The sequence below is a fragment of the Arthrobacter sedimenti genome (assembly GCF_042652025.1).
GTDB lineage: Bacteria > Actinomycetota > Actinomycetes > Actinomycetales > Micrococcaceae > Arthrobacter > Arthrobacter sedimenti.
In genome coordinates this window covers 186130-211809 of sequence record NZ_JBHSDQ010000003.1, presented here as the reverse complement: position 1 = coordinate 211809, position 25680 = coordinate 186130, and the positions used below count along the sequence as shown (strand labels likewise).

The following is a 25680-nucleotide window of genomic DNA, read 5'->3' as shown; positions in this document are numbered from 1 at the left end:
GTTTGTCCTGCGGAGCAGCCTAGGCCAGGAGAGAAGGCTTCAGCTGCTGCAGCCGGCCCAGGAGGCCGTTGATGAACTGCGGGGACTCGTCCGTGGACAACGTCTTGGCCAGCGCAACTGCCTCGCTGACCGCCACGCCGTCAGGGACGTCGTCGTTGTAGAGGAGTTCCCAGGTGCCGATGCGCAGGATGATGCGGTCCACCGACGGCATGCGCTCCAGGCTCCAGCCCTGCGAGTAAGTCTCCAGGAACTCATCGATGGCTGCCTGCTGCGACAGCACTCCTTCGACGATTTCCAGGGTGTAGGGGTTGACCACCTGGTCGGTCTTTTCCCGGCGTGCGCGGAGCACGTCGAACGCCGAAACAGAGCGCTGCTCCGCTTCGAAAAGAACATCCAGTGCCCTGCTGCGGGCTTTACCGCGGGCGCTCACTAGTCGGTGACCCGGCCCAGGTAGCTGCCGTCGCGGGTGTCCACCTTGACCCGGGTGTTGTTTTCGATGAACAGCGGGACCTGGATCTCGTAGCCGGTTTCCAGGGTGGCGGGCTTGGTGCCTGCCGAGGAACGGTCACCCTGCAGGCCCGGCTCGGTGTAGGTGATTTCGAGGACAACGCTCGGCGGCAGCTCGATGTAGAGGGGGGTGCCGTCGTGGATGGCGATGTTGACCATCTGGTTCTCGAGCATGAAGTTGGTGGCATCGCCTACCGTGGCGCCGGAGACGGTGATCTGGTCGTAGTCCGAGGTGTCCATGAAGACGAAGTCCGCGCCGTCCTGGTACAGGTACTGGTAGTCGCGGCGGTCAACGGTGGCGGTCTCGATCTTGAGGCCGGCGTTGAACGTCTTGTCAACAACCTTGCCGGACATCACGTTGCGCATCTTAGTCCGCACAAAGGCGCCGCCCTTGCCGGGCTTGACGTGCTGGAATTCGATGACGTTCCAGAGCTGGCCCTCAAGCTTCAGGACCGTTCCGTTCTTAATGTCGTTAGTGGTTGCCACTGGTTTCCTCTGGTTTCTTTGTCTGGCCGCGTGGTCAGATGCTGTATGCCGGGCGGGCACGCCGCAACGGCCCGCCTGCACGTGTTTGTCAAAAATCGCGTGGATGCAAAAATTCCACAACCATTCTACCGGTAAATACCGGGCAGCCTGTCCGCAGCCCGTGGCTGCGGCCTCAGCAGGCGAGGTCCAGGACGTCCCGGGCCCGCTGGAGCGCCACGGTGGATGAATAGATCTGCGCGGCGTCGGCCGACTGCGCCACCCGCAGGTCCAGTGCCTTGGAGAAGGATTCCACCGCAGCGGAGGTCTGTCCGGCTGCGTACTGCGCCCTGCCCAGGTACTGGAGGGCCAGGGCCTCCCCCGGCGTGCCGTGCGCCTCGGCAAGGAGTTGGCGGAACAGGCCCACAGCGCGGTCCATCCGGTGGCTGACGCTCAGCACTTCAGCTTCGAAGATGCGCAAAAGGAAGGATTCAGGGTCTTTGAACCGGGCTTCGGCCAGCAGTTCGGCAGCCTCGGACGCATGGCCCTCAACCAGCAGCACGAAGATCTGGTCAGCCGGATCCGTGGAGGCGGCGAGGGTTTCCCGGACCACATCCTCGTTGACGATCTGCGGCTGCAGGGTATCCGGGTTGATGCGGATTCCCGGGAAGCCGGCTTCGGGCCAATCGGCGGTGCCGCTCATGTCGCCCTGCATCAGGACGCAATCTCCTGGTAGGCCGCAAACAGCAGCGAGGTGTCCGGGACGTCCAGGATGCCGGGTTTGGCGATGCCGTCCAGCACCACGAACCGCAGCAGGTCGCCGCGGGATTTCTTGTCGCGGCGCATGCCGTCCAGCAGCCCCTGCCACCGGTCCCGCCGGTAGGTGACCGGAAGCCCAAGGCCGTCCAGGATGCTCCGGTGCCGGTCGGCGTCGGCATCGCTGAGCCGTCCCACACTGCGGGCGAGTTCAGCTGCGAACATCATGCCCACGGATACTGCGGCGCCGTGCCGCCAGGAGTAGCGCTCCACGAGTTCGATGGCGTGGCCCAGGGTGTGTCCGTAGTTCAGGATTTCCCGCAGCCCGGACTCCTTAAGGTCCTCGGAGACCACTTTCGCCTTGACGGCGATGGCCCGCTCGATCAGCTCACGGAGAGCGTCGGAGCGGGGGTCCACCACCGCGGCCGGATCCTTCTCCACCAGGTCCAGGATGGCGGGATCGGCGATGAAGCCGCACTTGATGACCTCGGCCAGGCCGGAAATGATCTCGTTCTTCGGGAGCGTGTCCAGCGTGTCCAGGTCGGCCAGGACGGCTGCCGGCGGGTGGAAGGAGCCCACGAGGTTCTTTCCTTCGGCGGTGTTGATGCCGGTCTTACCGCCCACGGAGGCGTCCACCATGCCCAGCAGGCTGGTGGGCATGTGGATGACCTTGACCCCGCGCAGCCAGGTGGCGGCAACGAAGCCGGCGAGGTCGGTGACCGCTCCCCCGCCCACGGCGACAATGGCGTCGGAGCGGGTGAAGTCGTTCTGGCCCAGGACCTGCCAGCAGAAGGCGGCAACCTGGATGTGCTTGCCTTCCTCGGCATCCGGAATTTCCGCGGTAAGGGACGTGAAACCCGCTTCTGCGAGTTCGTCCCGGACGGTATCGCCCGTGAGGCGCAGCGCGCGGGGGTGGATTACCAGGACCCGGCGGACGCGTTCTCCGAGCAGGGCGGGAAGTTCACCAAGGAGGCCGCGGCCGACCACGACGCCGTAGTTGTTGCCGGCGCCTTCGCCGGTGACGTTGATGACTGTTGATTGCGTGTTCACTTTTCAACTTCCTGTTTGGCAGCTGCATGGTTGCGCAGTGCTGCTTCCAGCCGGCCGCCCAGCTCGGATATCGAGCCGTGGCGGACGTCCAGGGTGATGTCGGCCAGCCTTTCGTAGACCGGCCTGCGGGTGGCAAACATGGCGGTCCAGCGGCCCATCGCATCTCCGGCAAGGAGCGGGCGGCCGGAGTTGCGGGCGATCCTGTCTGCTACGGTGTCGGCGTCGCACTCCAGGTACACCACGGTGCAGCGGCTGATCAGCTGCTGCGTGCCCGAGTCAAGCACCGCTCCCCCGCCGAGCGAGATCACCGTCGAGGTTCCCTCGGCTTCCTCCACGGCGTCGGCGACGGTCCGGGCCTCAATTTCCCGGAACGCATTCTCACCCCGCCCGGCGAAGATCCCCGCGATCGAGCCGTGGCCGGCAACGATGACGGCGTCGGTGTCAATGAAAGGGACACCCAGCTGCTGGGCGAGCTGCTGGCCGATGGCTGATTTGCCCACCGCCATGGGGCCGATGAGCACGATCGGCCGGCTGCCAACCGCTCCGGGACTGCTGCGGTGGAGCACTACTGGCCGATCGAGTCCAGGGATGCCGGAATGCTGTCCAGGTAGCCCTTGATGTTGCGTGCGGTCTCCGCCACCGAGTCACCGCCGAACTTCTCGATGACCGCTTCTGCGAGGACCAGGGCCACCATGGCCTCGGCCACCACTCCGGCAGCCGGGACTGCGCACACGTCGGAGCGCTGGTGGTGCGCCTTGGCCGGTTCGCCGGTACTGACGTCGATGGTCCGCAGCGCGCGGGGCACCGTGGCAATTGGCTTCATGGCTGCCCGGACCCGGAGGACATCGCCGATGCTCATGCCGCCTTCGATGCCGCCAGCACGGTTGCTGGCGCGGACAATCCGCCCCTCCCCGTCGCGGACGATTTCATCGTGGGCGGCGGAGCCGCGGCGTGCTGCCGTCAGGAAACCGTCGCCAACCTCCACGCCCTTGATGGCCTGGATCCCCATGAGGGCAGCGGCCAGCCTGGCATCCAGGCGGCGGTCCCAGTGGACGTAGCTGCCCAGTCCCGGCGGCAGGCCGTAGGCCAGGACCTCCACCACGCCGCCCAGGGTTTCGCCTTCCTTGTGCGCGGCGTCCACCTCGGCCACCATGGCGTCGGAGGTTTCGCGGTCGAAGCAGCGCAGCGGATCCGTGTCCAGCGCGATGACGTCGCTGGGGACGGGCAGCGGACGGCCTTCCGGCACAGTCACGCTGGCGATGGACACCGTGTGGCTGACCAGCTCGATGCCGAGGTGCTTGAGGAACTGCGCGGCCACCGTCCCCAGCGCCACGCGCGTGGCGGTTTCGCGGGCGCTGGCACGTTCCAGCACAGGGCGGGCCTCATCGAAGCCGTATTTTTGCATGCCGGTGAAGTCTGCATGCCCCGGGCGCGGGCGCGTCAGGGGCGCGTTGCGGGCCTGGTCGGCGAGAAGTTCCGGGTCCACGGGATCGGCAGACATGATCTGCTCCCATTTGGGCCATTCGGTGTTTCCCACCTGGATGGCGACCGGACCTCCCTGGGTACGACCGTGCCGGACGCCGCCAAGAATGGTCACGACGTCCTGCTCGAACTTCATCCGCGCGCCACGTCCGTAGCCGAGGCGGCGGCGGGCCAGAGAGTCTGCGATGTGGCCGCTGGTGATTTCCACACCGGCGGGGACGCCCTCAATAATTCCCATCAGAGCCGGGCCATGGGATTCACCGGCAGTCAACCAACGCATAATTTCCATCCTGCCACGTAGGGCGGTCACAACGCCCGCCGGGCAAGGCCGACTGCGTCACACATCACATCTATGACAGCTGCGTTAACGTCTTCACCGCGGCGGGTGAAGAGCCGCACCTGCTCCACGGCCTGGTACAGCAGCATCTCCAGGCCGGGCACCACACGGCCGCCGCCGGCCTGCCAGACCGAGGCAATGAGGCTGGGCCAGGGATCGTAGGCCACGTCCAGCAGCACACCCGGTGTCGCGGTCTTGAGCGCGGCGATTTCCGCGGCGAGTCCGTCTGCCGCGCGCGGGGGCAGTGTGGAGATTACGACGTCGGCTTCCGCCGTTGGGCGCGCGGCCCCGGCAAGGGGGCGGAGCTCCAGGGCCATCCCGAGGCGGTCGGCAGCGGCGCGGACATCTGCCGTGCGCGAAGCATCACGGACAAAGACCTGCACCGTTTCGGTGCCCAGTTCCTTGAGTGCAGCGACGGCCGAGGCCGCCGTCCCGCCGCCGCCCAGGATGACGGCTGAAGGTGAAGCAGCAGAGCCGGCATGGCAGAGGGCGTTGACGATGCCGGTCACGTCCGTGTTGGAACCCACTGTCCGAAGGCCATTCGCGGTGTCCTCGAATGTCACGGTATTCACGACGCCCAACGTCCGCGCGACTCCCCGCACCTCGTCCACCTCGTCCAGCATCGCCGTCTTCAGCGGCATGGTCACGGACAGCCCGCACCAGCCCGGCTGGTGCCGGATCTGGCGCATGAAGGACGGCAGCAGCTCCTCAGTGACGTCGATTGCCGTGTAACTGATGCCTGCACCCAACTGTCCGTAGGCCGCGAGGTGCAGTGCCGGGGATTTTGAGTGGCTGATCGGGTGGCCCAGGACGGCAGCCCGCAGGCTCATGTGCAGCGGCCCGCGTTTGCCTGGCACCAGGCGTTGTACTGCTCCACGTAGGCGTTGTGTTCAGCAAGGGTCTTGGCGAACTTGGTTTCCTTGGTGTCCAAGTTGACGGTCACCCAGTACAGGTAATCGTTGGTCTTGGGCTTGGCTGCGGCGTCGATGGCGGTCTTGCCGGGAGAGCCGATGGGGCCGGGGGGCAGGCCGGGGTTCGCGTAGGTGTTGTACGGGTTGGACTTGTCCTTGCGCTGTTCATCGGTGAAGTTGAAGCTCCGGGTGCCCAGCCCGTACGTGACGGCGGAGTCAACCTGCAAGAAGCCGCCGGTCTGGTCGTTCGGCTTCAGCCGGTTGTAGATGGCGCCGGCTACGTCGCCGTAGTCGGCCTGGCCACCCTCGGCCTGGACGATGCTCGCCACGATGACGGCCTGGTACTGCTTGGCGGGGTCGGTGATGCCCTGCGAGACGAGTTCGTCCGTGGTGGCCTTCACTAGTGCCTGGAGGATGTCCTTGGGCGGAGTACCCAGCGGGAAGCGGTACTCGCCCGGCTGCAGGTAGCCTTCCAGGTTCTTCGCGTTGGCGGGCAGGCCGAACTGGGCGGGCTGGTTGCTGAGCGCCTGCAGTTGCTGAATGGAGACGCCGGACCCCTCGGAGATCGCCTGGAGGGATTCATTGATGCGAAGGCCGGCGCTCAGGGCGAAGTAAATAACCTTGGACTTGTCTTTGCCGGCAAGGACGTTGACAGCATCCGCGTTCTTCATCTCGGTCTTGAAGGTGTAGTCCCCCGGGGAAAGGGTTGCGCCCGAGGCATGGAACGCCTGCATGAACGTATCAGCGTTGGCCACAACGCGCTGGTTCTCCAGTTCCGATGCGACGGACCTGGTGCCCTCGCCACTGGCCACCGTTACGCGGACCTCACCCGTTCCGGGGCCGGGGAAGTCCGAGGGTTTGCCGCTGCCCAGGAGGGGTTTGAGGAACTGGGCGCCTACGGCCACCGCCGCCACGAAGACAACAAGCGTCAGGAGCAGGGCCAGCAGCCTGCGACGGCGGCGGACCTTCTTCGAGGGACGTTTCACTACCTCAGTGGACGCGGCGGGAAGGATCCCCGCGACCGGGTCAGGATGGCCTGGTTCAGGATGGGTCTCATGGTCGTATTCGCCGGCCTCATACGCAGGGTGGCCGTGAACGGTCTCCTGGTAGTCGTGGACGTCCGTGTCATCGTGGATGTGGGCCTCTTGGTGCGCATAGTGGACGTCGTCCGAGTGGTGCGGGACGTCCTCGGGGTGGGCGTCCTGGTAATCATCCGTGTGAGGGTGAGCCACGGTGTCGTGGTGCCCGCCGCCGTCGTGCTGCTGGGCCGTCACCGGCGGTTCGAGGTGGGCATCGCCATGGGAAGCGCGCAACGTTTGTTCGTCCTGGATGGACGGGGGTGTTTGCGGTGCCGCCGGAACGTCACCGGCGCCCGGAAGCGGAGCAAAGGTGGATTCGGCGTCCGGAGAAGCTGCGGCCGGTGGTGCGGCGGGTGGCGGCGGAACGTCACCGGTTTCGTAGGCCTGTTCGGGCACGGCGTCCTGGCCCCCGGTATTGAGGGTCTTCTCCCGGGCGCGCAGTTCCTTGCGGGTCAGCGGCCGCTGGGCCTCCGTGCCCAGCGAACCGGAGGTGTCATCAATGTTGGCAGGGCTCACTGTTGCCTTCCATTATCTGAAAATCGGGCCGTGTCTGCGGGGGCGGCGCGGACTGGTTCGTCCACCCCACCGGCCCCCAGGTCCACGGACGGGGATGGCGCTGTCACGCGTGAGCCGACATCCGCTCCCCTGGCTTTCTGCATGTCGATGGCGTGCTGAAGGATACCCGCCGCCGCGACCTGATCAACTACTTTACGGTGGTCCCTGCTGCTCATGCCAGCTTCATGCAGGTTGCGGTGGGCCGTGACACTGCTGAGGCGCTCGTCAACCAGGTTGACCTGGACCGCCAAGCCGCGGCTGGAAAACTCGGCAGCCAGCAGCAACGCATAGTCTGTGGCCATCCTGGCTGAGGTGTGTTCCTCGCCCTTCATGGTCCTGGGCAGGCCTACGATAACCTGCACGGCCCCCAGTCCCTCCGCCAGTTTCGCGATGACGCGGACGTCCGAGTTCTTCTTCGCGTTCCGGTCGAGGGTCTTGTAGGGCGTGGCTAGGATCGAATCACGGTCGCAGATGGCGACCCCTACCCGGACGGTGCCGACGTCCACCCCCAGTTTGACGCCCTGGGGGTAGCCGCCGGCAGCAACAGGATTGGTCATCGTGGCGTTAGCGCCTTGAGATGGCGTCGACGACGGCGGCCAGGGCGGCGCCGACCTTGCCGGCGTCTGTGCCGCCGCCCTGGGCAACGTCATCCTTGCCGCCACCGCCGCCGCCCAGCACACCGGCAGCGACCCGGACCAGGGCGCCGGCCTTGACGCCGGCTTCCCTGGCTGCCTCGTTGGTGGCCACCAGGATCAGTGGACGGCCGTTGGCAACGCCGGCGGCGGCTACAGCAGCAGCTTCGGAACCGAGGCGGTTGCGCAGGTCCAGGGCCAGGCCGCGGAGGTCATCCGCGCCGCTGACGGTGCCGGCATCGTGGGCAACCACCCGGACGCCGGCGGCATCCTGGGCGGTGTTGACCAGGTTTGCGGCGGCTGCTGCCAACTGTTCCTTGCGGAGGCGGTCCAACTCCTTCTCCGTGGCCTTCAGCTTGGCCAGGGTGCTGGAGATCCGGTCGGCGAGCTGGCCGGACGGAACCTTCAGCAGGTCGGTCAGTTCGGTCACCAGGGCGCGTTCGGCGGCCAGGTGGCGGAACGCCTCCATGCCAACAAAAGCTTCCACGCGGCGGTTGCCTGAACCCACGGACTGTTCGCCCAGGAGGGACAGGCTGCCGATCAGCGAGGTGTTGGCAACGTGGGTGCCGCCGCACAGCTCGCGGGACCACGCGCCGTCGATCTCCACGACGCGCACTTCGCTGCCGTAGTTCTCACCGAAGAGTGCCATGGCGCCCATGGCCTTGGCTTCGGCCAGTCCCATGATCTTGGTTTCCACCGCGTAGTTGTTGCGGATGGCAAGGTTGGAGACCTCTTCGATTTCGGAGCGGGTGGCCGTGCTCAGCCCTTCGCCCCAGGCGAAGTCGAAGCGCAGGTAGCCGGCCTTGTTGAAGGAACCGCGCTGGGTGGCTTCCGGGCCCAGGATCTGGTGCAGGGCGGCATGCACGATGTGCGTGCCTGTGTGCGCCTGTTCTGCGGCGTGGCGGCGTTCGCGGTCCACGGCGGCGCGCACCAGCGAGTCGGCGCCGATTTCGCCTTCGCGGACAATCGCCTTGTGCACACTCAGGCCCTTCACGGGGCGCTGGACGTCCAGGACCTCGACGACGAACCCGTCGCCGGTGATCAGGCCGGTATCGGCCGCCTGGCCGCCGGCTTCGGCGTAGAACGGGGTCTCAGCCAGCACGAGTTCGATCTCGTCCCCGGTGAGGGCCTGCTGCACCTGGCGGCCGGCGCTGAGCAGGCCGCGGACCCGCGACTCGCCTTCCAGCTCCGTGTAGCCCGTGAAGACCGTCTCGCCCTGGCCCAGGAGCTCCTGGAAGACGCTGACGTCCGCGTGGCCGCCCTTCTTGCCCTTGGCATCGGCCTGGGCGCGTTGGCGCTGTTCCTGCATCAGGCTGCGGAATGCGGCCTCGTCCACCTTGAGCCCTGCCTCTTCGGCCATTTCGAGGGTGAGGTCGATGGGGAAACCGTAGGTGTCGTGCAGGGTGAAGGCGTCGGAACCGGACAGCGGTTTGTTGGCGGCCTTGGACTCCTTGACGGCGTCCTCGAGCCGGGCCGTGCCGGAGGCGATGGTGCGCAGGAACGCCTTCTCTTCGGCGTAGGCGATGCGGCTGATCCGGTCGAAGTCGGTCTCCACGATCGGGTACACGCCCTTCATCGCGTCGCGGGAGGCCGGCAGCAGCCGGGGCAGGCAGGCCTCTTCGACACCGAGCAGGCGCATGGAACGGACAGCGCGGCGGATGAGGCGGCGCAGGACGTAGCCGCGGCCTTCGTTGGACGGGGTGACCCCGTCCGAGATCAGCATCAGGGCCGAACGGATGTGGTCGGCCACTACGCGCATGCGGACGTCGTCGGTGTGGTGGGGGTCGTCCGGTGTTTCGGCGGAGGTGTATTCCTTGCCGGACAGTTCCGCGGCCTTGTCGATCACCGGCCGGACCTGGTCGGTCTCGTACATGTTCTCGACACCCTGCAGGATCATGGCAAGGCGTTCCATGCCCAGGCCGGTGTCGATGTTCTTCTTGGGCAGCTCGCCCACGATGTCGAAGTCGACTTTCGACCGGACGTTCTCGATCTGGTACTGCATGAACACCAGGTTCCAGATTTCGACGTAGCGGGTCTCATCCGCGATGGGACCGCCCTCAACGCCGTAGGCGGGACCGCGGTCGTAGTAGATCTCGGAGCAGGGACCGGCGGGCCCGGGTTGGCCGGTGGACCAGTAGTTGTCCGACTTGCCCATCCGCTGGATGCGTTCCGCGGGGACACCAGTGTTCTTCAGCCACAGCTCTTCGGCTTCGTCGTCCTCTTCGTAGACGGTGACCCAGAGCCGCTCGGGCGCAAGGCCGTAGCCGCCGTCGTCAACGCTCTTGGTGAGCAGTTCCCAGGCGAACTTGATGGCGTCTTCCTTGAAGTAGTCGCCGAAGGAAAAATTGCCGCACATCTGGAAGAAGGTGCCGTGGCGGGCGGTCTTGCCCACTTCCTCGATGTCGCCGGTGCGGATGCACTTCTGCACGCTGGTGGCGCGGGAGTAGGGCGGCTCTTCGCGGGCGGTGAGGTAGGGAATGAATGGGACCATTCCGGCCACCGTGAACAGCAGCGAGGGGTCGCTGGATACCAGCGATGCGGAGGGAACCGCAGTGTGGCCCTTGCTGACAAAAAAGTCCACCCAGCGCTTTGTGATCTCCTGCGACTTCATGAGCTGTTTTCTTACCCTTCTTGGTCCGCGCCGGCGGGCGGCTCGGATATTTCGTTCAAGTGGCCGGTTCCCGGATCGGGTCCCTGCCGGTTGTTGGCTGGCTGCCGGAGCAATGCCCTTCGGGGCTAGCGGCGAACCAGTTCGGCGGACTCGATGCCCAGGGCCGTCCTCAGGTCGGTTTCGCGTTCACGCATCCCTGCGCGCACTGCGTCTGCAAAGTCGTAAACGCCGTCGGCCAGCCGGCCCACTGCACGGTTGAGGCCCTCCGGTCCGAGGCTGGACTGCGCCTGGCTGACCTTTCGGAACGCGATGACGCCGATGGCCACGCCGATTCCCATCCACACAATTCTTTTCATGGTCTTCTTCTCGAATCTAGCGGCTGCGGCGGCCGGCAGCGGGCTTCCGACGGTTGGCGAAGGCACTGCGCACGCCGTAGCTGAACGCGGCAACCTTGATCAGCGGGGAACCCACGGTGGCGGCGACCAGCGAGGACAATGCGGAGATGTTTGCGGACGCGTCCGAGACGTTGGACGAGATGCCGTCCACCTTCTTCAGCTGCTGGTTGGTGGTGGACACGGTGGCGGTGACCTCATCCATCAGGGGCGTGGCACCGTCGCTGAGGGACCGGATGGTGGTCCGCATCTCGTCAAAGACCTTCCCCAGCTTAAGGATGGGGACCGCAAGCAACAGGACCAGGAGCGCGAACACCCCGGCAGCGATCAGGCCGGCAATATCGCCACCAGACATAGACGTTCATCTCCTCGAAATTCCGTGGTGGGGCCCCATCCGCGGCAAGCACGGAAGGCCCGTTGCGCAGATGTCCCCCAAGTACCTTACATACAAAGAAGCCCGCGGCGCTTGCCACGGGCTTCTTTGGATACGCTGCTGGGATTTAGCGTGCGTAGAATTCGACGACGAGCTGCTCTTCGCAGGTCACCGGAATCTCGGAGCGCTTGGGGCGGCGGACCAGGCGTGCCTGCAGGGCCTCCAGCTTGACGTCCAGGTAGGCCGGAACGGCAGGCAGGACGTCGCGGTGGGCGCCGGCTGCGGCAACCTGGAGCGGAACCATGGTTTCGCTGCGGCTGTGGACGTGGACCAGCTGGCCCTCGCCGACGCGGAACGACGGACGGTCAACGCGGACGCCGTCAACCATGATGTGGCGGTGCACAACCAGCTGGCGGGCCTGGGCGATGGTGCGGGCGAAGCCGGCACGCAGGACCAGAGCGTCGAGGCGCATTTCGAGCAGTTCGATGAGGTTCTCACCGGTGAGGCCCTTGGTGCGGCGGGCTTCTTCGAAGGCACGGGTCATCTGTGCTTCGCGGATGCCGTACTGGGCGCGCAGGCGCTGCTTTTCGCGCAGACGTACGGCGTAGTCGGAGTCCTGCTTCTTGCGGGCACGGCCATGCTCACCGGGGCCGTACGGGCGGCGCTCCATGTACTTGGCGGCCTTGGGGGTCAGAGCAATGCCGAGGGACCGCGAGAGGCGGGCCTGACGGCGAGCACGAGTGTTGTTAGCCACTTGTGTCCTTCCAATATCTGCGGTGTGTCAGTGTTACTGGCCTCCACGATGGAGAGCATCGGCCAACCGCTGCCTTTTGCTACTGGGCGCAGGGCATAACCTGTCCAACGTGAATTGGGGAGATTGTGCGTCCGCGCCTTGCCAGACAAAGATTCAGCTTACCATGCCATTACTTGCCCCGGACAATCTTCCGCAGGCGCTCCAGCCGTTGGGCGATGTCCCGTTCAGCACCGTTGCCCGTGGGCTGGTAGTAGTCACGGCCCACCAGGTCGTCCGGCGGGTACTGCTGGGTTGCCACGGCGTGCGGGGCGTCGTGGGCGTACTTGTAGCCCACGCCATGGCCCAGTTGTTTTGAGCCCGGATAGTGCGCGTCGCGCAGGTGCGCGGGAATGCCGACGCCGAGGCCCGCACGCACGTCCGCGATCGCTTTGTTGATGCCCATGTAGGCGGCGTTCGACTTTGGTGCGGTGGCCAGGTGGACCACGGCCTCGGCCAGGATGATCCGTCCCTCCGGCATGCCGATAAGCTGCACCGCCTGCGCAGCGGCCACGGCGGTCTGCAGGGCCGTGGGGTCTGCCATGCCTACGTCCTCCGCCGCCGAGATGACAATCCTGCGGGCAACAAACCGCGGGTCCTCCCCCGCCTCGAGCATCCGGGCGAGGTAATGCAGGGCCGCATCCACGTCCGAGCCCCTGATGGATTTGATGAAGGCGCTGGCCACGTCGTAGTGCTGGTCGCCGGCGCGGTCATAACGGACGGCAGCCGCGTCCAGGGCGCGCTCGGTGTGCCGCAACTCCACAACGACGGGCTCCAGGGCGACAGGTGCTTCGGCGGCCGGCCCACCAGGTGCGCCTTCCTCCCCCACGGAACGTTCGACGTCGTCCGCGTCACCGAAAGCGACGCCCGCCGCGGCTTCCAATGCCGTAAGGGCCCTGCGGGCATCCCCGCCCGAAAGCCGGACCAGGTGCTCCAGCGCTTCGTCGCTGAGCCGGACCTTGCCGCCCAGCCCCCGCGGATCCTCCACGGCCCGCACCAGCAGGCCCCCGATGTCCGCGTCGGTCAGGGGTTTGAGCGTGAGGAGCAGCGAGCGGGACAGCAGCGGCGAGACTACGGAGAAGGAAGGGTTTTCGGTGGTGGCGGCCACCAGGACCACCCAGCGGTTTTCAACCCCGGGCAGGAGGGCGTCCTGCTGGGCTTTGTTGAAGCGGTGGATCTCGTCCAGGAACAGCACCGTGGTGGTCTTGTACAGATCCCGGGCGGTCAGGGCGTCGTCCATCACCCGGCGGACATCCTTGACGCCCGCGGTGATGGCGGACAGTTCCACGAACTTGCGGCCGGGACCGCGGGCGATGACGTGGGCGAGCGTGGTCTTGCCGGTACCCGGCGGACCCCACAAAATCAGGGAGCTGGGGCCGGCCGGACCCGCTGCGTCAGCGCCTGCCCCTGCTGCCAGCTGGCGCAGCGGCGAACCCTGGCCGAGCAGGTGCTGCTGGCCTACAACCTCGTCAAGGGTGCGCGGCCGCATGCGCACGGCAAGCGGGCTTCGGGGCGAACCCTGGCCCCGTGCGCTGTTGCCCCGGGGACCGGTGCCTGCCCCGGCGACGGGACCGTCGTCGTCGTCATTATCCGGCCCGTTGCCGAAGAGATCATCCACATAGATAGGCTACTTCGAGTCAACCGCTGCTTTTTCCGCCCCAAGGATTCCCCATGCCTGCCCCCGCTTCTGCCGGCGGACCGCCCTCGGTCCGGACCGCCTTCGTGTCAGGCGCCCGGCTGTCGGGCTGGACTGAACGGTTCGGGGCCTCGCACGGCGGGTACCGGCTGCAGGATGACGACGACGGGCTCCGCCTTGTGGCGGCCGATGGCGCCGAAGCCCTCCTGCAGGCGCCGTGGCCGGCAGATGGGCGCCCGGGCCGCGGCGCCGGCCCCTTGGAGCGGCTGGCCGCCCTTGCTTCCCAGCCCCGGCGGCTGGGACTGCTGCTGGTGCGGCGGGGCGGTTACGGCATTGGGGTGGCAAGCGAGGGTACGTTGCTGGCGTCGAAGGCGGGCACCCGGTATGTCCAGTCGCGCACGGCTGCGGGCGGCCAGTCCCAGCAGCGCTTTGCCCGCAGGCGTTCCAACCAGGCGGACGCCCTGGTGGTTGCTGTGGCGGAGCAGGCAGGGATGGTCTTCGCCGGCCAGGCCTTCGAATACCTGGTCCCGGGCGGCGACAGGACGCTGGCTGATTTGGTCCTCGGGGAACCGGCCCTCCGGGACTATGCCCGGCTCCCGCGCCTGGCATACCTCGACGTGCAGGAACCCCGGGCGGCCGTGTTGAAGAAGGCCGCAGCCGACGCCTGCTCGGTGCGGATCACGGTAATGGATCCGGCCGGGTAGCGGGCCTGGGCTTTGACGGTTCAGCAGCCAGCGGGCGCCCGGCGGGGGCGTTCCTGCCGGTAGAGGTAGCGGCCGGCTTCCTCGAACCCGGCCTTGGCGTACAACTCCTGCGCGCCGTGGTTCGCTGCGGTCACCAGCAGCCAGAAGCCCGTCACGCCCCGGTGGTTGCCGGCCTGCAGCAGCGACCCGAGGATCGCTGACGCGAAGCCTCGGCGGCGCGTTTCCGGCAGCGTGGCCATGCAGTACAGGCCGCCCAGGTTGGTGCCTGCGGGAAGCGCAAGGCGCCCGACGGCGGCGGGCCGGCCGTCGTTGTCCCTCACCAGGGCGTACACTGAGGGACAGCCCAAGAGGACCTCCCGGGCGATGGCCATTGCCTCGTCGCCGCCGCGGCCGTCCACCTGCCACCAGACCCGGAGCCAATCCTCCGATGGCTCCGGGGTAAGTTCCACAGCCGGAATGGCCCGTGTGGCTGCAGGACCGGGAACCTGGGTGGCGCCGCGGGTCAGGACCAGGGTCTCGGACTGGCGGGTGAAACCCTCGGCGTCGAGCAGTCCATGCAGTGGCGCAGCTTCCGCGTCCTCGAACAGTTGGAAGATGACCGGCAACCGGCGGCTTCGGTACCAGGACCGCGCCTGGCGGAGCAGTGCGGGAAGGTCTTCACCCGTATGGTGGGCGGTGTTCCGTGGCCAGATCGAGTTGGCCCGCTGCGTTACGCCTGCCGCCGCCCGAAAAATCCAGCCACCGGCATGGTGCCGTTCCAAGGCGGGCCAGGCAGCGTCCATGGCGCACTCGAGCTCCAGGAAACCGGGATGGGCAGGCCTCTGTTCGGGCACCGGGTTAGTTCCTTCCTTAAACGGCAGGAGGTTCCCCGGCGGACCGGGGAACCTCTCGCCGTGTCACGGCCTCAGGCGCTGTACTACTGCTTGTCTTCGGGCTTCTTTACTTCCGGCTTTTTGGCCTCGGGCCTGAAGTCCACGCCTGCTTCCTTTCGCTGCTGCGGCGTGATGGGGGCCGGGGCCTCGGTGAGGGGGTCGTGGCCGCCGCCGGACTTCGGGAAGGCGATGACGTCGCGGATGGACTCGACGCCGGCCAGCAGCGAGACAACGCGGTCCCAGCCGAAGGCGATGCCGCCGTGCGGAGGCGCGCCGTACTTGAAGCCCTCGAGCAGGAAGCCGAACTTGGTCTGGGCGTCCTCCTTGTCCAGGCCCATCAGTTCGAAGACGCGCTCCTGTACTTCGCGCTGGTGGATACGGATGGAGCCGCCACCAATTTCATTGCCGTTGCAGACGATGTCGTAGGCGTAGGAAAGTGCCGACTCCGGGTCCTTGTCGAAAGTGTCCAGGAATTCGGGCTTGGGCGAAGTGAACGCGTGGTGGACGGCGGTCCACTGCCCTCCACCGACAGCGACATCACCGGAAGCGACCGCGGCGGCAGCCGGCTCGAACATAGGGGCGTCCACCACCCAGCAGAACGCCCAGTCGGTGGGGTCGATCAGGCCGGTGCGGTGGCCGATTTCCACGCGGGCTGCACCCAGAAGGGCACGCGACGGGGTCTTCTCGCCTGCAGCGAAGAAGATGCAGTCGCCGGGCTTGGCGCCAACTGCGTCAGCCAAACCGGCGCGCTCGATGTCGGTGAGGTTCTTGGCCACAGGACCGGCGAGTTCGCCGTCTTCCTTGTAGAGCACGTAGGCGAGGCCTTTGGCGCCCCGCTGCTTGGCCCATTCCTGCCACGCGTCCAGGGCGCGGCGTGCCTGCGAAGCGCCACCGGGCATGACGACGGCGCCCACGTAGGGTGCCTTGAACACACCGAAGTTGGTGTCCTTGAAGAATTCGGTGAGTTCGGTCAGCTCCTGGCCGAAGCGGAGGTCCGGCTTGTCCGAGCCGTAGCGTGCCATGGCGTCGGCGTAGGTGATGCGCTGGATCGGCGTGGGAATCTCCACCCCGATGAGCTGCCACACTGCCTTGACGATGTTTTCGCCGATCCGGATGATGTCGTCCTGGTCCACGAAGCTGGCCTCGATGTCCAGCTGGGTGAATTCCGGCTGCCGGTCCGCGCGGAAGTCTTCGTCGCGGTAGCAGCGGGCAATCTGGTAGTACTTCTCGAATCCGCCCACCTGCAGCAGCTGCTTGAAAAGCTGCGGGGACTGCGGCAGGGCGTACCAGGAACCCGGGGCCAGGCGTGCCGGCACCAGGAAGTCACGCGCGCCCTCCGGCGTCGAACGCGTCAGCGTGGGCGTCTCGATCTCCACGAAGCCTTCCTGGTGGAGCAGGTCGCGCGCCACGCGGTTGGCCTCGGAGCGGAGCCGCAGGTTGCGGCTGGGGCCGGGGCGGCGCAGGTCCAGGTAGCGGTGCTTGAGGCGGGCTTCCTCGCCGACTTCCACGTGCTCGTCGATCTGGAACGGCAGGGGGTCGGACGTGTTGAGGATGGTGACGTCCTCGGCGATGACCTCGATTTCACCGGTGGCCAGCGCCGGGTTCTCGTTGCCCTCGGGGCGCTTGGACACGGTGCCCTTGACCTGCAGGACGTACTCGTTGCGCAGCCCGTGGAACACTTCCTCCTCGCGGACCACCACCTGGGCCACGCCGGAAGCGTCGCGCAGGTCCACGAATGCCACACCACCGTGATCACGACGGCGGCCCACCCAGCCGGCCAGGGTTACGGTTTGTCCAATGTGCTCGGAACGAAGGGATCCGAGGTCATGTGTGCGCAGCACAGCACGCCTTTCTGCGGGAAAACAGTGGGAAGTTCAATATGATCGTTGCGGGAACGATCCCGTCCGAGTTTACCCGTTGGAAAGGGACTGCCGCCGCATGGGCGAACCGCAGCAGCTGCAACGCCGGCTCGGAACCTTTGATGCCACCGCCATTGGGCTTGGTTCAATGCTGGGCGCAGGCGTCTTTGTGGTGTTCGCCCCCGCCGCTGCCCTGGCCGGGAACCTGCTGGTCTTTGCCGTGGTGGTTGCGGGCGGGGTGGCCTACTGCAACGCCGTGGCTTCCGCCGCCCTGGCCGCAAAATACCCCACCAGCGGCGGAACCTATATTTATGGCCGCCAACAACTGGGCGAATGGCCGGGCTTCCTGGCCGGCTGGGGTTTCGTGACGGGCAAGACGGCCTCCTGCGCGGCCATGGCGCTGACCTTCGGCAGTTACGTGGCTCCGGCTTTCGCCGTTCCCGTGGCCATCGCCGCCATCGTTGTCCTGACCGGCGTCAACCTGCTGGGCATCACCAGGACCGCCCTGCTGACCCGGATCCTGCTGTGCATGGTCCTGGCAACGCTGGCCTTCGTTACCGTCGCAGCAGTGCTGGGTCCGCACCCTGCGGCGGAAACGGCGGGGGCTCCGTCCGCAGGCGCCGGCGGCGTCCTGCCCGCAGCCGGACTGATGTTCTTCGCCTTTGCCGGCTACGCCCGGATCGCCACGCTGGGCGAAGAAGTCAGGAACCCTGCCCGGGCTATCCCGCGGGCCATCATCGCAGCCCTGGCAGCAGCGTTCACCATCTACCTGGTGCTTGCCCTGCTCCTGCCCGCCCACCTCGGGGACCGGCTTGCCACCACCCGGACGCCCCTGCTGGACGCGGTGCTGGACTCCGGACTGGCCGCGGGCGCGCCGCTGGTGCAGGCCGGAGCGGCCGCCGCATGCCTGGGCGCCCTTCTCGCACTTATCACCGGGGTGGGCAGGACAACGTTGGCCATGGCGAGGGAACGGGATCTTCCCGGACCACTGGCAAAGGTGGGCGGCGCCCACACCGTTCCCTTCGTCGCGGAACTGGCCGTGGCCGGCGTCGTCATCCTGCTCCTGCTCACCACTGACGTGATGACCGTGGTGGGCTTTTCAAGCTTCGGCGTGCTGATGTACTACGCGATTGCGAATGCCTCCGCCTTCACGCTCGCGGCGCATCCAGGGTACGCTCCGCGCTGGCTCAACGCTGTTGGGTTCCTGGGGTGCGTGGTGCTTGCCTTCACCCTGCCGGCCGCCGCCCTACTGACGATGGCGGCGGTCCTCGCGGCGGGGGTGGCCGGGCGCTGGCTGGTGCTGCGCTTCCGGCAGCATCAGCCCCGGCCGTAAATACCAACCCCGGCCGTAAGCCCCCGGGCTACACCGAGGCCGGTGCAGGCGCGGTTGTCTCCACCTGGACGGTGAGGTCCTCCAGCGGCGGCATCCAGGTTTCGGGGGCTGCCAGTACTTGCTCTCCGGTGCGGATGTCCTTGACCTGGTGGGTGCCGTCTTCCTCCGTGAACCACACGAAGGGGATGCCCCGGCGGTCCGCGAACTTGATCTGCTTGCCGAACTTGTCGGCCTTGGCCGCAACCTCGGTGGGGATCCCCCGGCTCCGCAGCAGGGCGGCGACGTCCTGGGCCGCTCCCCAGCTGTCGTCATGGTTCAGGGCCACCAGGACGGTGGTGGGAACCGAACGGGAAGCCTTGGCCAGGTCCTGGCTCAGGATCCGCGACACCAGGCGGGTGACGCCGATGGAGAGGCCGACGCCGGGAAACTTGCGGTTGCCCTTGGATGCCAGGGCGTCGTAGCGGCCGCCGGAGCAGATGGAACCCAGCTGTTCGTGGCCCACCAGGACGGTTTCCACCACGGTGCCCGTGTAGTAGTCCAGGCCCCGGGCGATGCTCAGGTCCGCCAGGACCTTGCCCGGGGCCCGCTGGACGGCCGCATCGATGACCTGCTCCAGTTCGTCCAGGCCCTCATCCAGCAGTTCGTTGCTGACGCCCAGGGCACGGACCTGGGCCACAAAAGAGGTGTCCTCGGTGCGGATGGCGGCCAGCTGGAGGGCCTTGGCGGCCTGCTCGTCCGTGGCGCCCAGCTCTGTCTTCAGCAGCTCGGCGACCTTGTCGGGGCCGATCTTTTCCAGCTTGTCGATGCTGCGCAGCACGCCTGCGGTGTCCTCAAGTCCGATGCCGCGGTAGAAGCCCTCAGCCAGCTTGCGGTTGTTGATCCGGAGGCGGAAGTCCGGGATGGGCAGGGCGCTGAGTGCCTCGGCGATGACCAGCGCGATCTCGACGTCGTAGCGGAAGGGAAGCTCGCCGTCGCCCACCACGTCGATATCAGCCTGGGTGAATTCGCGGGCCCGCCCTTCCTGGGGCCGCTCGCCGCGCCACACCTTCTGGATCTGGTAGCGGCGGAACGGGAAGGACAAATAGCCCGCGTTCTCCACGACGTACCGGGCGAACGGAACGGTCAGGTCAAAGTGCAGGGCAAGGGCGTTGGGGTCGGCCTTTCCGCCTTTGACGGGGTTTTCGCTTTCATCCTCCTGCAGCCGGCTCAAGCCGTACACTTCCTTGTCGATCTCCCCCTTGCGGAGCAGTTGGCCCACCGTTTCCACGGCACGGGTTTCGATCGAGCCGAAGCCGTGGAGTTCAAAAACCCTGCGCAGGGTATCGAGCACATGCAGCTCCACCAGCCGCTCCTCGGGAAGCCACTCGGGGAATCCGGACAGGGAGGCGGTGCGTGCCATGGGGAAGGTTCTCCTTAGGAATGGAAGGTGCGCCGGAACTGCCGGCCCCGCGCCCCTCAAAGGCGGCATGCGGCGGCAGCACAGCCAGCCATGCATAAACTATGTGCGGCAGCCAGTTTATGCGTCATCCGTGTGCATCTCTAATGCAGCGGACCCGCGAAGCCTGGCCCCTGACACCTGCGCCCTGCGGCCAACCGCCGGGCACCAGCAGCCCGACGATGAGGAGGACCCTTGGCGGCCAGTTCACGCAGTGCCCGCGAAGCGAAACGGCGCATCCAGCAGATGGAAGCCAAGCGTGAGCTCCGGCGCGGCCAGGAAAAGCGGCGGAAGCGCGACAACCTCGTCGCCGCCGGTGCGGGAGCCGCCGCCGTGGTGCTCGCCGTCGTCCTTCAACTGACCGCTTTCGCCGGCAACCCCACGGAGGACGAATACGCTGCGGCGCAGGCGGGGCTGGCGGAACCGTCCGCTTCAGCGAGCTCCTCCCCCACGCCGTCCGCGCCGGCGACCAACGGGCCGAACATCCCCGCTGCAGACACGGCGGCCGGCAAGACGTTTTCCGGCCAACTGCTGCTGAACGGCAGCCCGCTGGGCGTGGAAGTGGACGGGACCAAGGCCCCGCAGGCGGCCGCCGTCTTCAAGTCCCTCAGCGACGAAGGCTACTTCAACGGCAAGACGTGCCACCGGCTGACCACTGCAGATAAGTTCGGCGTCCTGCAGTGCGGCTCCCCCAAGGGAGACGGGCAGGGCGACCCGAACTACACGTGGGGCCCGCTGGAGAACACCCCGGCGGACAACACCTACCCTGCCGGCACCATCGCAGTGGCCCGTACGGGCAACAACGCGTACGGCAACGGGACGCAGTTCTTCATTGTCTACAAGGACACTGTCATCCCCGCTGACGCCGCCGGCGGCTACACCGTCGTAGGAAAGGTGACCTCCGGCCTCGACGTCGTGTCCGCCATTGCAGCCGCAGGAATCACGCCAGGAGCCAGCGACACGGACGGCGCACCAAAACAACCAGTCACGATAGACTCGTTTTCTCTGAAGTAGGAAGCCGGGCCGGACTGGCCACGGTGAGTACGTGAGTATTTCCCTCCAAGCGAAAGACTTTTAGCGGTGACAGACAGTCAGAAATCCGACGAAACAGCAACAGACCTGACCGAAACGGCGGCTCCCGCCACCGGCGAGGGTACCGGTCCTGATGCGAATGCCGAGCAGTCAACTGCCGCGCCCGAGGCTCCCGCAGCGCCCCCGGCACCTGCGCCAGCTCCCGGCCCCCGGCCGTCTGCCCCGTCCCCAGCCGCTTTCGCCTCCAGGCCCAAGCCTGCAGCCGCCGCGCCCGCAGCCGCTCCGGCTCCCGCCGCCCCCAGCACCTCCGTCGCCGAGGCGTCCAAATGGGGCCGGGTGGAGGGAGACGGCCACGTCTACCTGAAGATTGACGACGGCGAGCACCCGGTGGGCCAGTACCCCGGCGTCAGCGACGACGAAGCACTGCTTTACTTCGCGCGGAAGTATGACGACGTCGTGGCCCAGATCGTGCTGCTGGAACAGCGGGTCAGCTCCAAGGCCCCCAGCACCGACATGCAGAAGACCGTGACGCACCTGCGTGAGCAGCTTGCCGAGCGGAACATGGTGGGTGATCTCCGGTCTGCCGAGGCGCGACTGGATAAGCTGTCCGGCCAGATCACGGAGCTGGAAAAGGCAGAAAAGGCCGAGCACGACGCCGTGCGGGCCTCCGAGCTGGCAGCGCGTGAAGCCATTGTTGCCGAGGCGGAGCAGATTTCCGGCCAGGATCCCGCTCAGACCCAGTGGAAGACTTCCAGCGCCCGGATGAACGAGCTTTTCGAGAACTGGAAGGCAGCCCAGAAGAGCGGCGTGCGTCTAGGCCGCAGCAACGAAGACGCCCTTTGGAAGCGCTTCCGTGCTGCCCGGACGGTTTTCGACCGCCACCGCAGGGCATACTTCTCCCAGTTGGACAGCAACAACTCGGCAGCTAAGGCAGCCAAGGAAAAGCTGATCGCCGAAGCCGAAGCCCTGTCCTCGTCCACGGACTGGGGCTTCGCCGCCGGCGAATACCGCCGGCTGATGGACCAGTGGAAGGCATCGCCCCGGGCCAGCCGCAAGGACGACGACGCGCTGTGGGCACGCTTCCGCGCCGCGCAGGACGTCTTCTTCACGTCGCGCCAGGCTGCCAACGACGAGATCGACCAGGAGTACGCGGCAAACCTCACCGTGAAGGAAGCACTGTTGGCCGAAGCCAACACGATCCTCCCCGTGAAGGACCTCTCTGCAGCCAAGAAGGCCCTGCAGTCCATCCGTGACCGCTGGGAAGAAGCCGGCAAGGTGCCGCGGGCGGACATGGGCCGGATTGAGGCCGGACTGCGGAAGGTGGAGGACGCAGTGCGCCACGCCGAGGAAGAGCAGTGGCAGCGGTCCAACCCGGAGCGCAAGGCCCGCACCAACAGTGCACTGTCGCAGCTGGAGTCCGCCATCGCCGGGCTCCAGGAAGACCTCGCACAGGCGGAGAAGAGCGGCGACCAGCGCAAGATCAAGGCTGCCCAGGAAGCCCTCGAAGCCCGCCAGGCCTGGCTCGACCAGATCCAGCGTTCCGCCAGCGAGCTTTCCTGAACAACCCGTTGAGCTGACGGGCCCAGGCCCCGTACCGGTTATCCACATAACCCGGGCGGGGCCTGTGCCGTCTAAGGGCGTCCGGGCAGGATGGGGCTATGGCCTCTCCTCCAACTCCATCCGCAGCCGGCACGGGCAGGGAAGCCCGCACCCATGCTTCCCGTACGGGATGCCAGGAAAACGCGGCGGAAGCCGGTGCAGCGCAGCGCTTTCCGGAACTGTACGCTCCCGGAGGCCCCTTCGCCGGTCCGGAACTGCAGTCCCTCGCAGCAGACGGCCTGCTGGCCCGCTTCCATCAGCACGGCTACACGCTCCCCGGCATTCCTGCGTCCCCACAGCTGCGCGCACGGGCAGCGGCAGGCGCTGTACCGGCGGCAATCCGGCAGCGCGTTGTTGCCGGGCGGATGACGGCCGCGTGGATCTACGGCTGCGCAGCGGAGCCTGACCGCCTGGCCCTGCTGGTGGACGCCAAGAGGAGGGTATCCAGCCTGCGGGGCACACGCGGGTGTACGTTGCACGAAGTGAAGCTGGGGCCGTTCGATGTGATCAGCCTGGGCGGGCTGATGGTGTCCAGCCCCTTGCGGACCGCCCTTGATATCGCCCTCCACGTGGAGCCGGAGCGCGCCGTGCCGGCCCTCGCCGGGCTGCTGGCACGGCCTCAGCAGGACGTCAAACTGCGACTCCTGGTCCGCGCCATCGAGGCAACACCCCGGGTTCCACACAAGCGGGCTGCCCTGGAAAAGCTGGCTTTGCTAGCTCCGGCGTTTGTTCCCCGTGGTGCGGTAGACGTCGAAGACCCCGTCGATCCGCCGGACGGCGCTCAGCACGTGGCTGAGGTACTTCGGGTCGCCCATCTCGAAAGCGAACTTTGAGATCGCCACCCGGTCCGTGGAGGTATGGACGCTGGCAGCAAGGATGTTGACGTGGTTGTCCGAGAGAACCCGGGTCACGTCGGAGAGCAGGGATTTGCGGTCCAGGGCCTCCACCTGGATCTCGACCAGGAAGACGCTGGACTGCGTCGGCGCCCAGTCCACGTCCACGATCCGGTCTGGCTGGTCCTTCAGGTCCGAAATGTTCGTGCAGTCCGTCCGGTGTACGGAGACACCGGAGCCCCGGGTCACGAAGCCAAGGATCGGGTCCGGCGGAACGGGTGTGCAGCAGCGGGCCAGCTTGACCCAAACGTCGCCTACGCCACGGACCACTACGCCGGAGTCGGAGAAGCGGGCCTTGGTGACCTGGGTGGGGATGCTGACCTCTTCGACGTCATCATCGGCACTCTCATTGCCTCCGAGGCTTTCAATGAGCTTCTCCATGACCGACTGCGCGGATGTGTGGCCGTCGCCCACCCCGGCGTAGAGACCTGAGATGTCGGCGTACTTGAACTCCTCCGCCACGGCAGCCAGGGCCTCGTGCGTCATCAGCCGCTGCAGCGGAAGGTTCTGCTTCCGCATGGCGCGGGTCAGCAGCTCCTTGCCGCGGTCGATCGCCTCTTCGCGGCGTTCCTTGCTGAACCACTGCCGGATCTTGTTCCTGGCGCGGGCGCTCTTGACGAAGTGCTGCCAGTCCTGGCTGGGCCCGGCGCCTTCCGCCTTGGAGGTGAAGATCTCCACCCAGTCGCCATGGTTCAACTCGCTGTTGAGTGGGACCAGCTTGCCGTTGACCCTGGCGCCGATGGTGCGGTGGCCTACTTCCGTGTGCACGGCGTAGGCGAAGTCCACCGGCGTCGAACCCGCCGGAAGGGCCATGACTTCGCCCTTGGGGGTGAAGACGAAAACTTCGCGGGCGTTGATTTCGAACCGCAGCGAGTCCAGGAACTCCCCGGGATCCGACGTCTCCTGCTGCCAGTCCACCAGGGACCGTAGCCACCCCATGTCACCATCGCGGGGGCTCCCCGGACCGACGGCGGTGCGGTTGGGCTGGTCCTTGTACTTCCAGTGCGCGGCCACACCGTATTCGGCCCGGCGGTGCATTTCGTGCGTGCGGATCTGGATTTCCACCGGCTTTCCACCCGGGCCGATGACGGTGGTGTGCAGGGACTGGTACATGTTGAACTTCGGCATCGCGATGTAGTCCTTGAACCTGCCGGGCAGCGGGTTCCAGCGCGAGTGCATGATGCCCAGGGCGGCGTAGCAGTCCCGGACGGAGTCCACCAGGACACGGACGCCCATGAGGTCGTTGATGTCGTCGAAGTCCTTGTCGCGGACAATCATCTTTTGGTAGATGGAGTAGTAGTGCTTGGGCCGGCCAGTAATGGTGGCCTTGATCTTGGCGCCGCGCAGGTCCTCTGTGATCTGGTCGCGGATGACGCCCAGGCTCTTTTCCCGCTCCGGGGTCCGGTCCCCCACCATCCGGACGATCTCCTCATACACCTTGGGATAGAGGGCCGCGAAGGACAGGTCCTCGAGTTCCCACTTGATGGTGTTCATGCCCAGGCGGTGGGCCAGGGGCGCGAAGATCTCCAGGGTTTCCCGGGCCTTGCGTGCCGAGGACTCGGCCGAAACGAAACGCCAGGTGCGGGCGTTATGCAGCCGGTCCGCCAGTTTGATCATCAGGACGCGGATGTCCTTGGCCATGGCCACGACCATTTTGCGGACGGTCTCCGACTGGGCAGCCTCGCCGAAGCTGACCTTATCCAGCTTGGTCACGCCGTCCACCAGCATGGCCACTTCGGGCCCGAAGTCCCGTTTCAGATCAGCAAGTGTGTACGGCGTGTCTTCCACGGTGTCGTGCAGCAGCGCCGCAGCCAGCGTGGTGCCGCTGAGGCCCAGTTCAGCAAGGATGGTGGCCACGGCCACCGGGTGCGTGATGTACGGATCCCCGCTCTTGCGCTTCTGCCCGCGGTGGCTGCGTTCGGCCACGTCAAAGGCGCGCTGGATAAGGTCGAAGTCCTCTTTGGGATTGTTGGCCCGGACTGTACGGAGCAGCGGCTCAAGGATGGGAGAGTAAGTGGCGGTGCCGCGGCCGGTCAGGCGGGCGAGGCGGGAGCGGGTGCGCTCACGGCGGCCGGGGAACGTGGCGCGGGATCCTGAGTTGTCAACAGGAACCAGGGAACCAGGGCGCGCCGGCGTTGCCGCACCGGCTTGTACACCGGCAGGATTCTTTTCTTCCTGTGCCGTTGGCGCCGACGCCGAACGTTCTTCCAATGAAGCACCCCTCACCACGTTTTAATTACCCCAGTCTATTCCTCCGGGCGGCGACTTTTATAACCGGGACAGAATAGTCAAGGGCCGGGCGACGCATGGTCTGCGTCACCCGGCCCTTGATGGCTTTACAACTGCCTGCGGTTGCCCGTCAGGCCTCGCGGTTGCCCGT

23 protein-coding genes are annotated in these 25680 nt (G+C 66.7%); 5 read left to right on the top strand and 18 right to left on the bottom strand.

Annotated elements, in window-relative coordinates; translation table 11 throughout:
- Window positions 1–19: 19 nt before the first annotated feature.
- From nusB to ACFO0G_RS09015, 14 genes are all read right to left on the bottom strand, one after another.
- Complete coding sequence (gene nusB / locus ACFO0G_RS09080; RefSeq protein ID WP_142133746.1) at window positions 20–430, bottom strand: transcription antitermination factor NusB; 411 nt, start codon at window positions 428–430, stop codon at window positions 20–22.
- A complete protein-coding gene (gene efp / locus ACFO0G_RS09075) occupies window positions 430–993 on the bottom strand; it encodes an elongation factor P (protein WP_142133745.1) in 564 nt (187 codons plus the stop codon). The genes nusB and efp overlap by 1 nt, the downstream gene beginning before the upstream one ends.
- A gap of 172 nt (window positions 994–1165) precedes the next feature.
- Window positions 1166–1684, bottom strand: a complete 519-nt coding sequence (locus ACFO0G_RS09070) for a tetratricopeptide repeat protein (RefSeq protein ID WP_142133744.1) — start codon at window positions 1682–1684, stop codon at window positions 1166–1168.
- On the bottom strand, window positions 1684–2775 hold the full coding sequence (gene aroB / locus ACFO0G_RS09065) for a 3-dehydroquinate synthase (RefSeq protein WP_286397242.1): 1092 nt from the start codon (window positions 2773–2775) through the stop codon (window positions 1684–1686). Before aroB ends, ACFO0G_RS09070 begins: the two co-directional genes overlap by 1 nt.
- Window positions 2772–3341 carry a shikimate kinase gene (locus ACFO0G_RS09060; protein WP_286397245.1) on the bottom strand — a complete coding sequence of 190 codons (570 nt, stop codon included), beginning with the start codon at window positions 3339–3341 and terminating at the stop codon, window positions 2772–2774. Before ACFO0G_RS09060 ends, aroB begins: the two co-directional genes overlap by 4 nt.
- Window positions 3341–4540, bottom strand: coding sequence for a chorismate synthase (aroC, locus tag ACFO0G_RS09055; RefSeq protein ID WP_286404410.1), 1200 nt, complete (start codon window positions 4538–4540; stop codon window positions 3341–3343). Before aroC ends, ACFO0G_RS09060 begins: the two co-directional genes overlap by 1 nt.
- 23 nt (window positions 4541–4563) lie before the next feature.
- Window positions 4564–5424 (bottom strand): shikimate dehydrogenase, encoded by an 861-nt coding sequence (locus ACFO0G_RS09050; RefSeq protein ID WP_286404413.1) that lies wholly within the window; start codon window positions 5422–5424, stop codon window positions 4564–4566.
- Window positions 5421–7100, bottom strand: a complete 1680-nt coding sequence (mltG, locus tag ACFO0G_RS09045) for an endolytic transglycosylase MltG (RefSeq protein ID WP_286397248.1) — start codon at window positions 7098–7100, stop codon at window positions 5421–5423. Before mltG ends, ACFO0G_RS09050 begins: the two co-directional genes overlap by 4 nt.
- Entirely contained in the window at window positions 7097–7696 is a 600-nt protein-coding gene (gene ruvX, locus ACFO0G_RS09040) for a Holliday junction resolvase RuvX (RefSeq protein WP_376977125.1), read from the bottom strand. The genes mltG and ruvX overlap by 4 nt, the downstream gene beginning before the upstream one ends.
- A 7-nt stretch (window positions 7697–7703) precedes the next feature.
- The gene (gene alaS, locus ACFO0G_RS09035) at window positions 7704–10382 is read right to left on the bottom strand and encodes an alanine--tRNA ligase (protein ID WP_376977123.1); all 2679 of its coding nucleotides are present in this window, start codon (window positions 10380–10382) and stop codon (window positions 7704–7706) included.
- A 125-nt stretch (window positions 10383–10507) separates the two neighbouring features.
- The gene (locus ACFO0G_RS09030; protein ID WP_286397255.1) at window positions 10508–10738 is read right to left on the bottom strand and encodes a DUF6167 family protein; all 231 of its coding nucleotides are present in this window, start codon (window positions 10736–10738) and stop codon (window positions 10508–10510) included.
- A gap of 16 nt (window positions 10739–10754) precedes the next feature.
- Window positions 10755–11129 carry a DUF948 domain-containing protein gene (locus ACFO0G_RS09025; RefSeq protein ID WP_142133738.1) on the bottom strand — a complete coding sequence of 125 codons (375 nt, stop codon included), beginning with the start codon at window positions 11127–11129 and terminating at the stop codon, window positions 10755–10757.
- A gap of 145 nt (window positions 11130–11274) precedes the next feature.
- Window positions 11275–11901, bottom strand: a complete 627-nt coding sequence (gene rpsD, locus ACFO0G_RS09020; RefSeq protein WP_009357431.1) for a 30S ribosomal protein S4 — start codon at window positions 11899–11901, stop codon at window positions 11275–11277.
- Between the two features lie 169 nt (window positions 11902–12070).
- Window positions 12071–13555: a replication-associated recombination protein A gene (locus tag ACFO0G_RS09015; protein ID WP_376977120.1), complete on the bottom strand. Its 1485-nt coding sequence runs from the start codon at window positions 13553–13555 to the stop codon at window positions 12071–12073.
- Between the two features lie 53 nt (window positions 13556–13608).
- Between ACFO0G_RS09015 and ACFO0G_RS09010 the strand changes: the two genes are divergently transcribed.
- A complete protein-coding gene (locus ACFO0G_RS09010; protein WP_286397262.1) occupies window positions 13609–14277 on the top strand; it encodes an acVLRF1 family peptidyl-tRNA hydrolase in 669 nt (222 codons plus the stop codon).
- 20 nt (window positions 14278–14297) lie between these two features.
- Here ACFO0G_RS09010 and ACFO0G_RS09005 read toward each other — a convergent pair whose 3' ends face one another.
- Window positions 14298–15110, bottom strand: a complete 813-nt coding sequence (locus ACFO0G_RS09005; protein WP_465251110.1) for a GNAT family N-acetyltransferase — start codon at window positions 15108–15110, stop codon at window positions 14298–14300.
- An 83-nt stretch (window positions 15111–15193) separates the two neighbouring features.
- The gene (gene aspS / locus ACFO0G_RS09000) at window positions 15194–16990 is read right to left on the bottom strand and encodes an aspartate--tRNA ligase (protein ID WP_376977118.1); all 1797 of its coding nucleotides are present in this window, start codon (window positions 16988–16990) and stop codon (window positions 15194–15196) included.
- 97 nt (window positions 16991–17087) lie between these two features.
- On the opposite strand from aspS, the gene ACFO0G_RS08995 reads away from it, so the two are divergent.
- On the top strand, window positions 17088–18341 hold the full coding sequence (locus ACFO0G_RS08995) for an APC family permease (protein ID WP_286397266.1): 1254 nt from the start codon (window positions 17088–17090) through the stop codon (window positions 18339–18341).
- A gap of 28 nt (window positions 18342–18369) precedes the next feature.
- On the opposite strand, the gene hisS is transcribed toward ACFO0G_RS08995, so the two are convergent.
- Window positions 18370–19740, bottom strand: coding sequence for a histidine--tRNA ligase (gene hisS, locus ACFO0G_RS08990; protein ID WP_286397267.1), 1371 nt, complete (start codon window positions 19738–19740; stop codon window positions 18370–18372).
- Window positions 19741–19971: 231 nt separating this feature from the next.
- On the opposite strand from hisS, the gene ACFO0G_RS08985 reads away from it, so the two are divergent.
- The 3 genes from ACFO0G_RS08985 (at window position 19972) to ACFO0G_RS08975 (ending at window position 23240) form a co-directional block, all read left to right on the top strand.
- Window positions 19972–20790: a peptidylprolyl isomerase gene (locus tag ACFO0G_RS08985; RefSeq protein WP_286397269.1), complete on the top strand. Its 819-nt coding sequence runs from the start codon at window positions 19972–19974 to the stop codon at window positions 20788–20790.
- Between the two features lie 66 nt (window positions 20791–20856).
- The gene (locus ACFO0G_RS08980; protein WP_376977115.1) at window positions 20857–22368 is read left to right on the top strand and encodes a DUF349 domain-containing protein; all 1512 of its coding nucleotides are present in this window, start codon (window positions 20857–20859) and stop codon (window positions 22366–22368) included.
- A gap of 98 nt (window positions 22369–22466) precedes the next feature.
- On the top strand, window positions 22467–23240 hold the full coding sequence (locus ACFO0G_RS08975; RefSeq protein ID WP_286397273.1) for a hypothetical protein: 774 nt from the start codon (window positions 22467–22469) through the stop codon (window positions 23238–23240).
- Here the strand turns inward: ACFO0G_RS08975 and ACFO0G_RS08970 are convergent.
- Entirely contained in the window at window positions 23121–25511 is a 2391-nt protein-coding gene (locus ACFO0G_RS08970; protein ID WP_376977112.1) for a RelA/SpoT family protein, read from the bottom strand. The two genes, ACFO0G_RS08975 and ACFO0G_RS08970, sit on opposite strands and share 120 nt — an antisense overlap.
- Window positions 25512–25680: the final 169 nt, after the last annotated feature.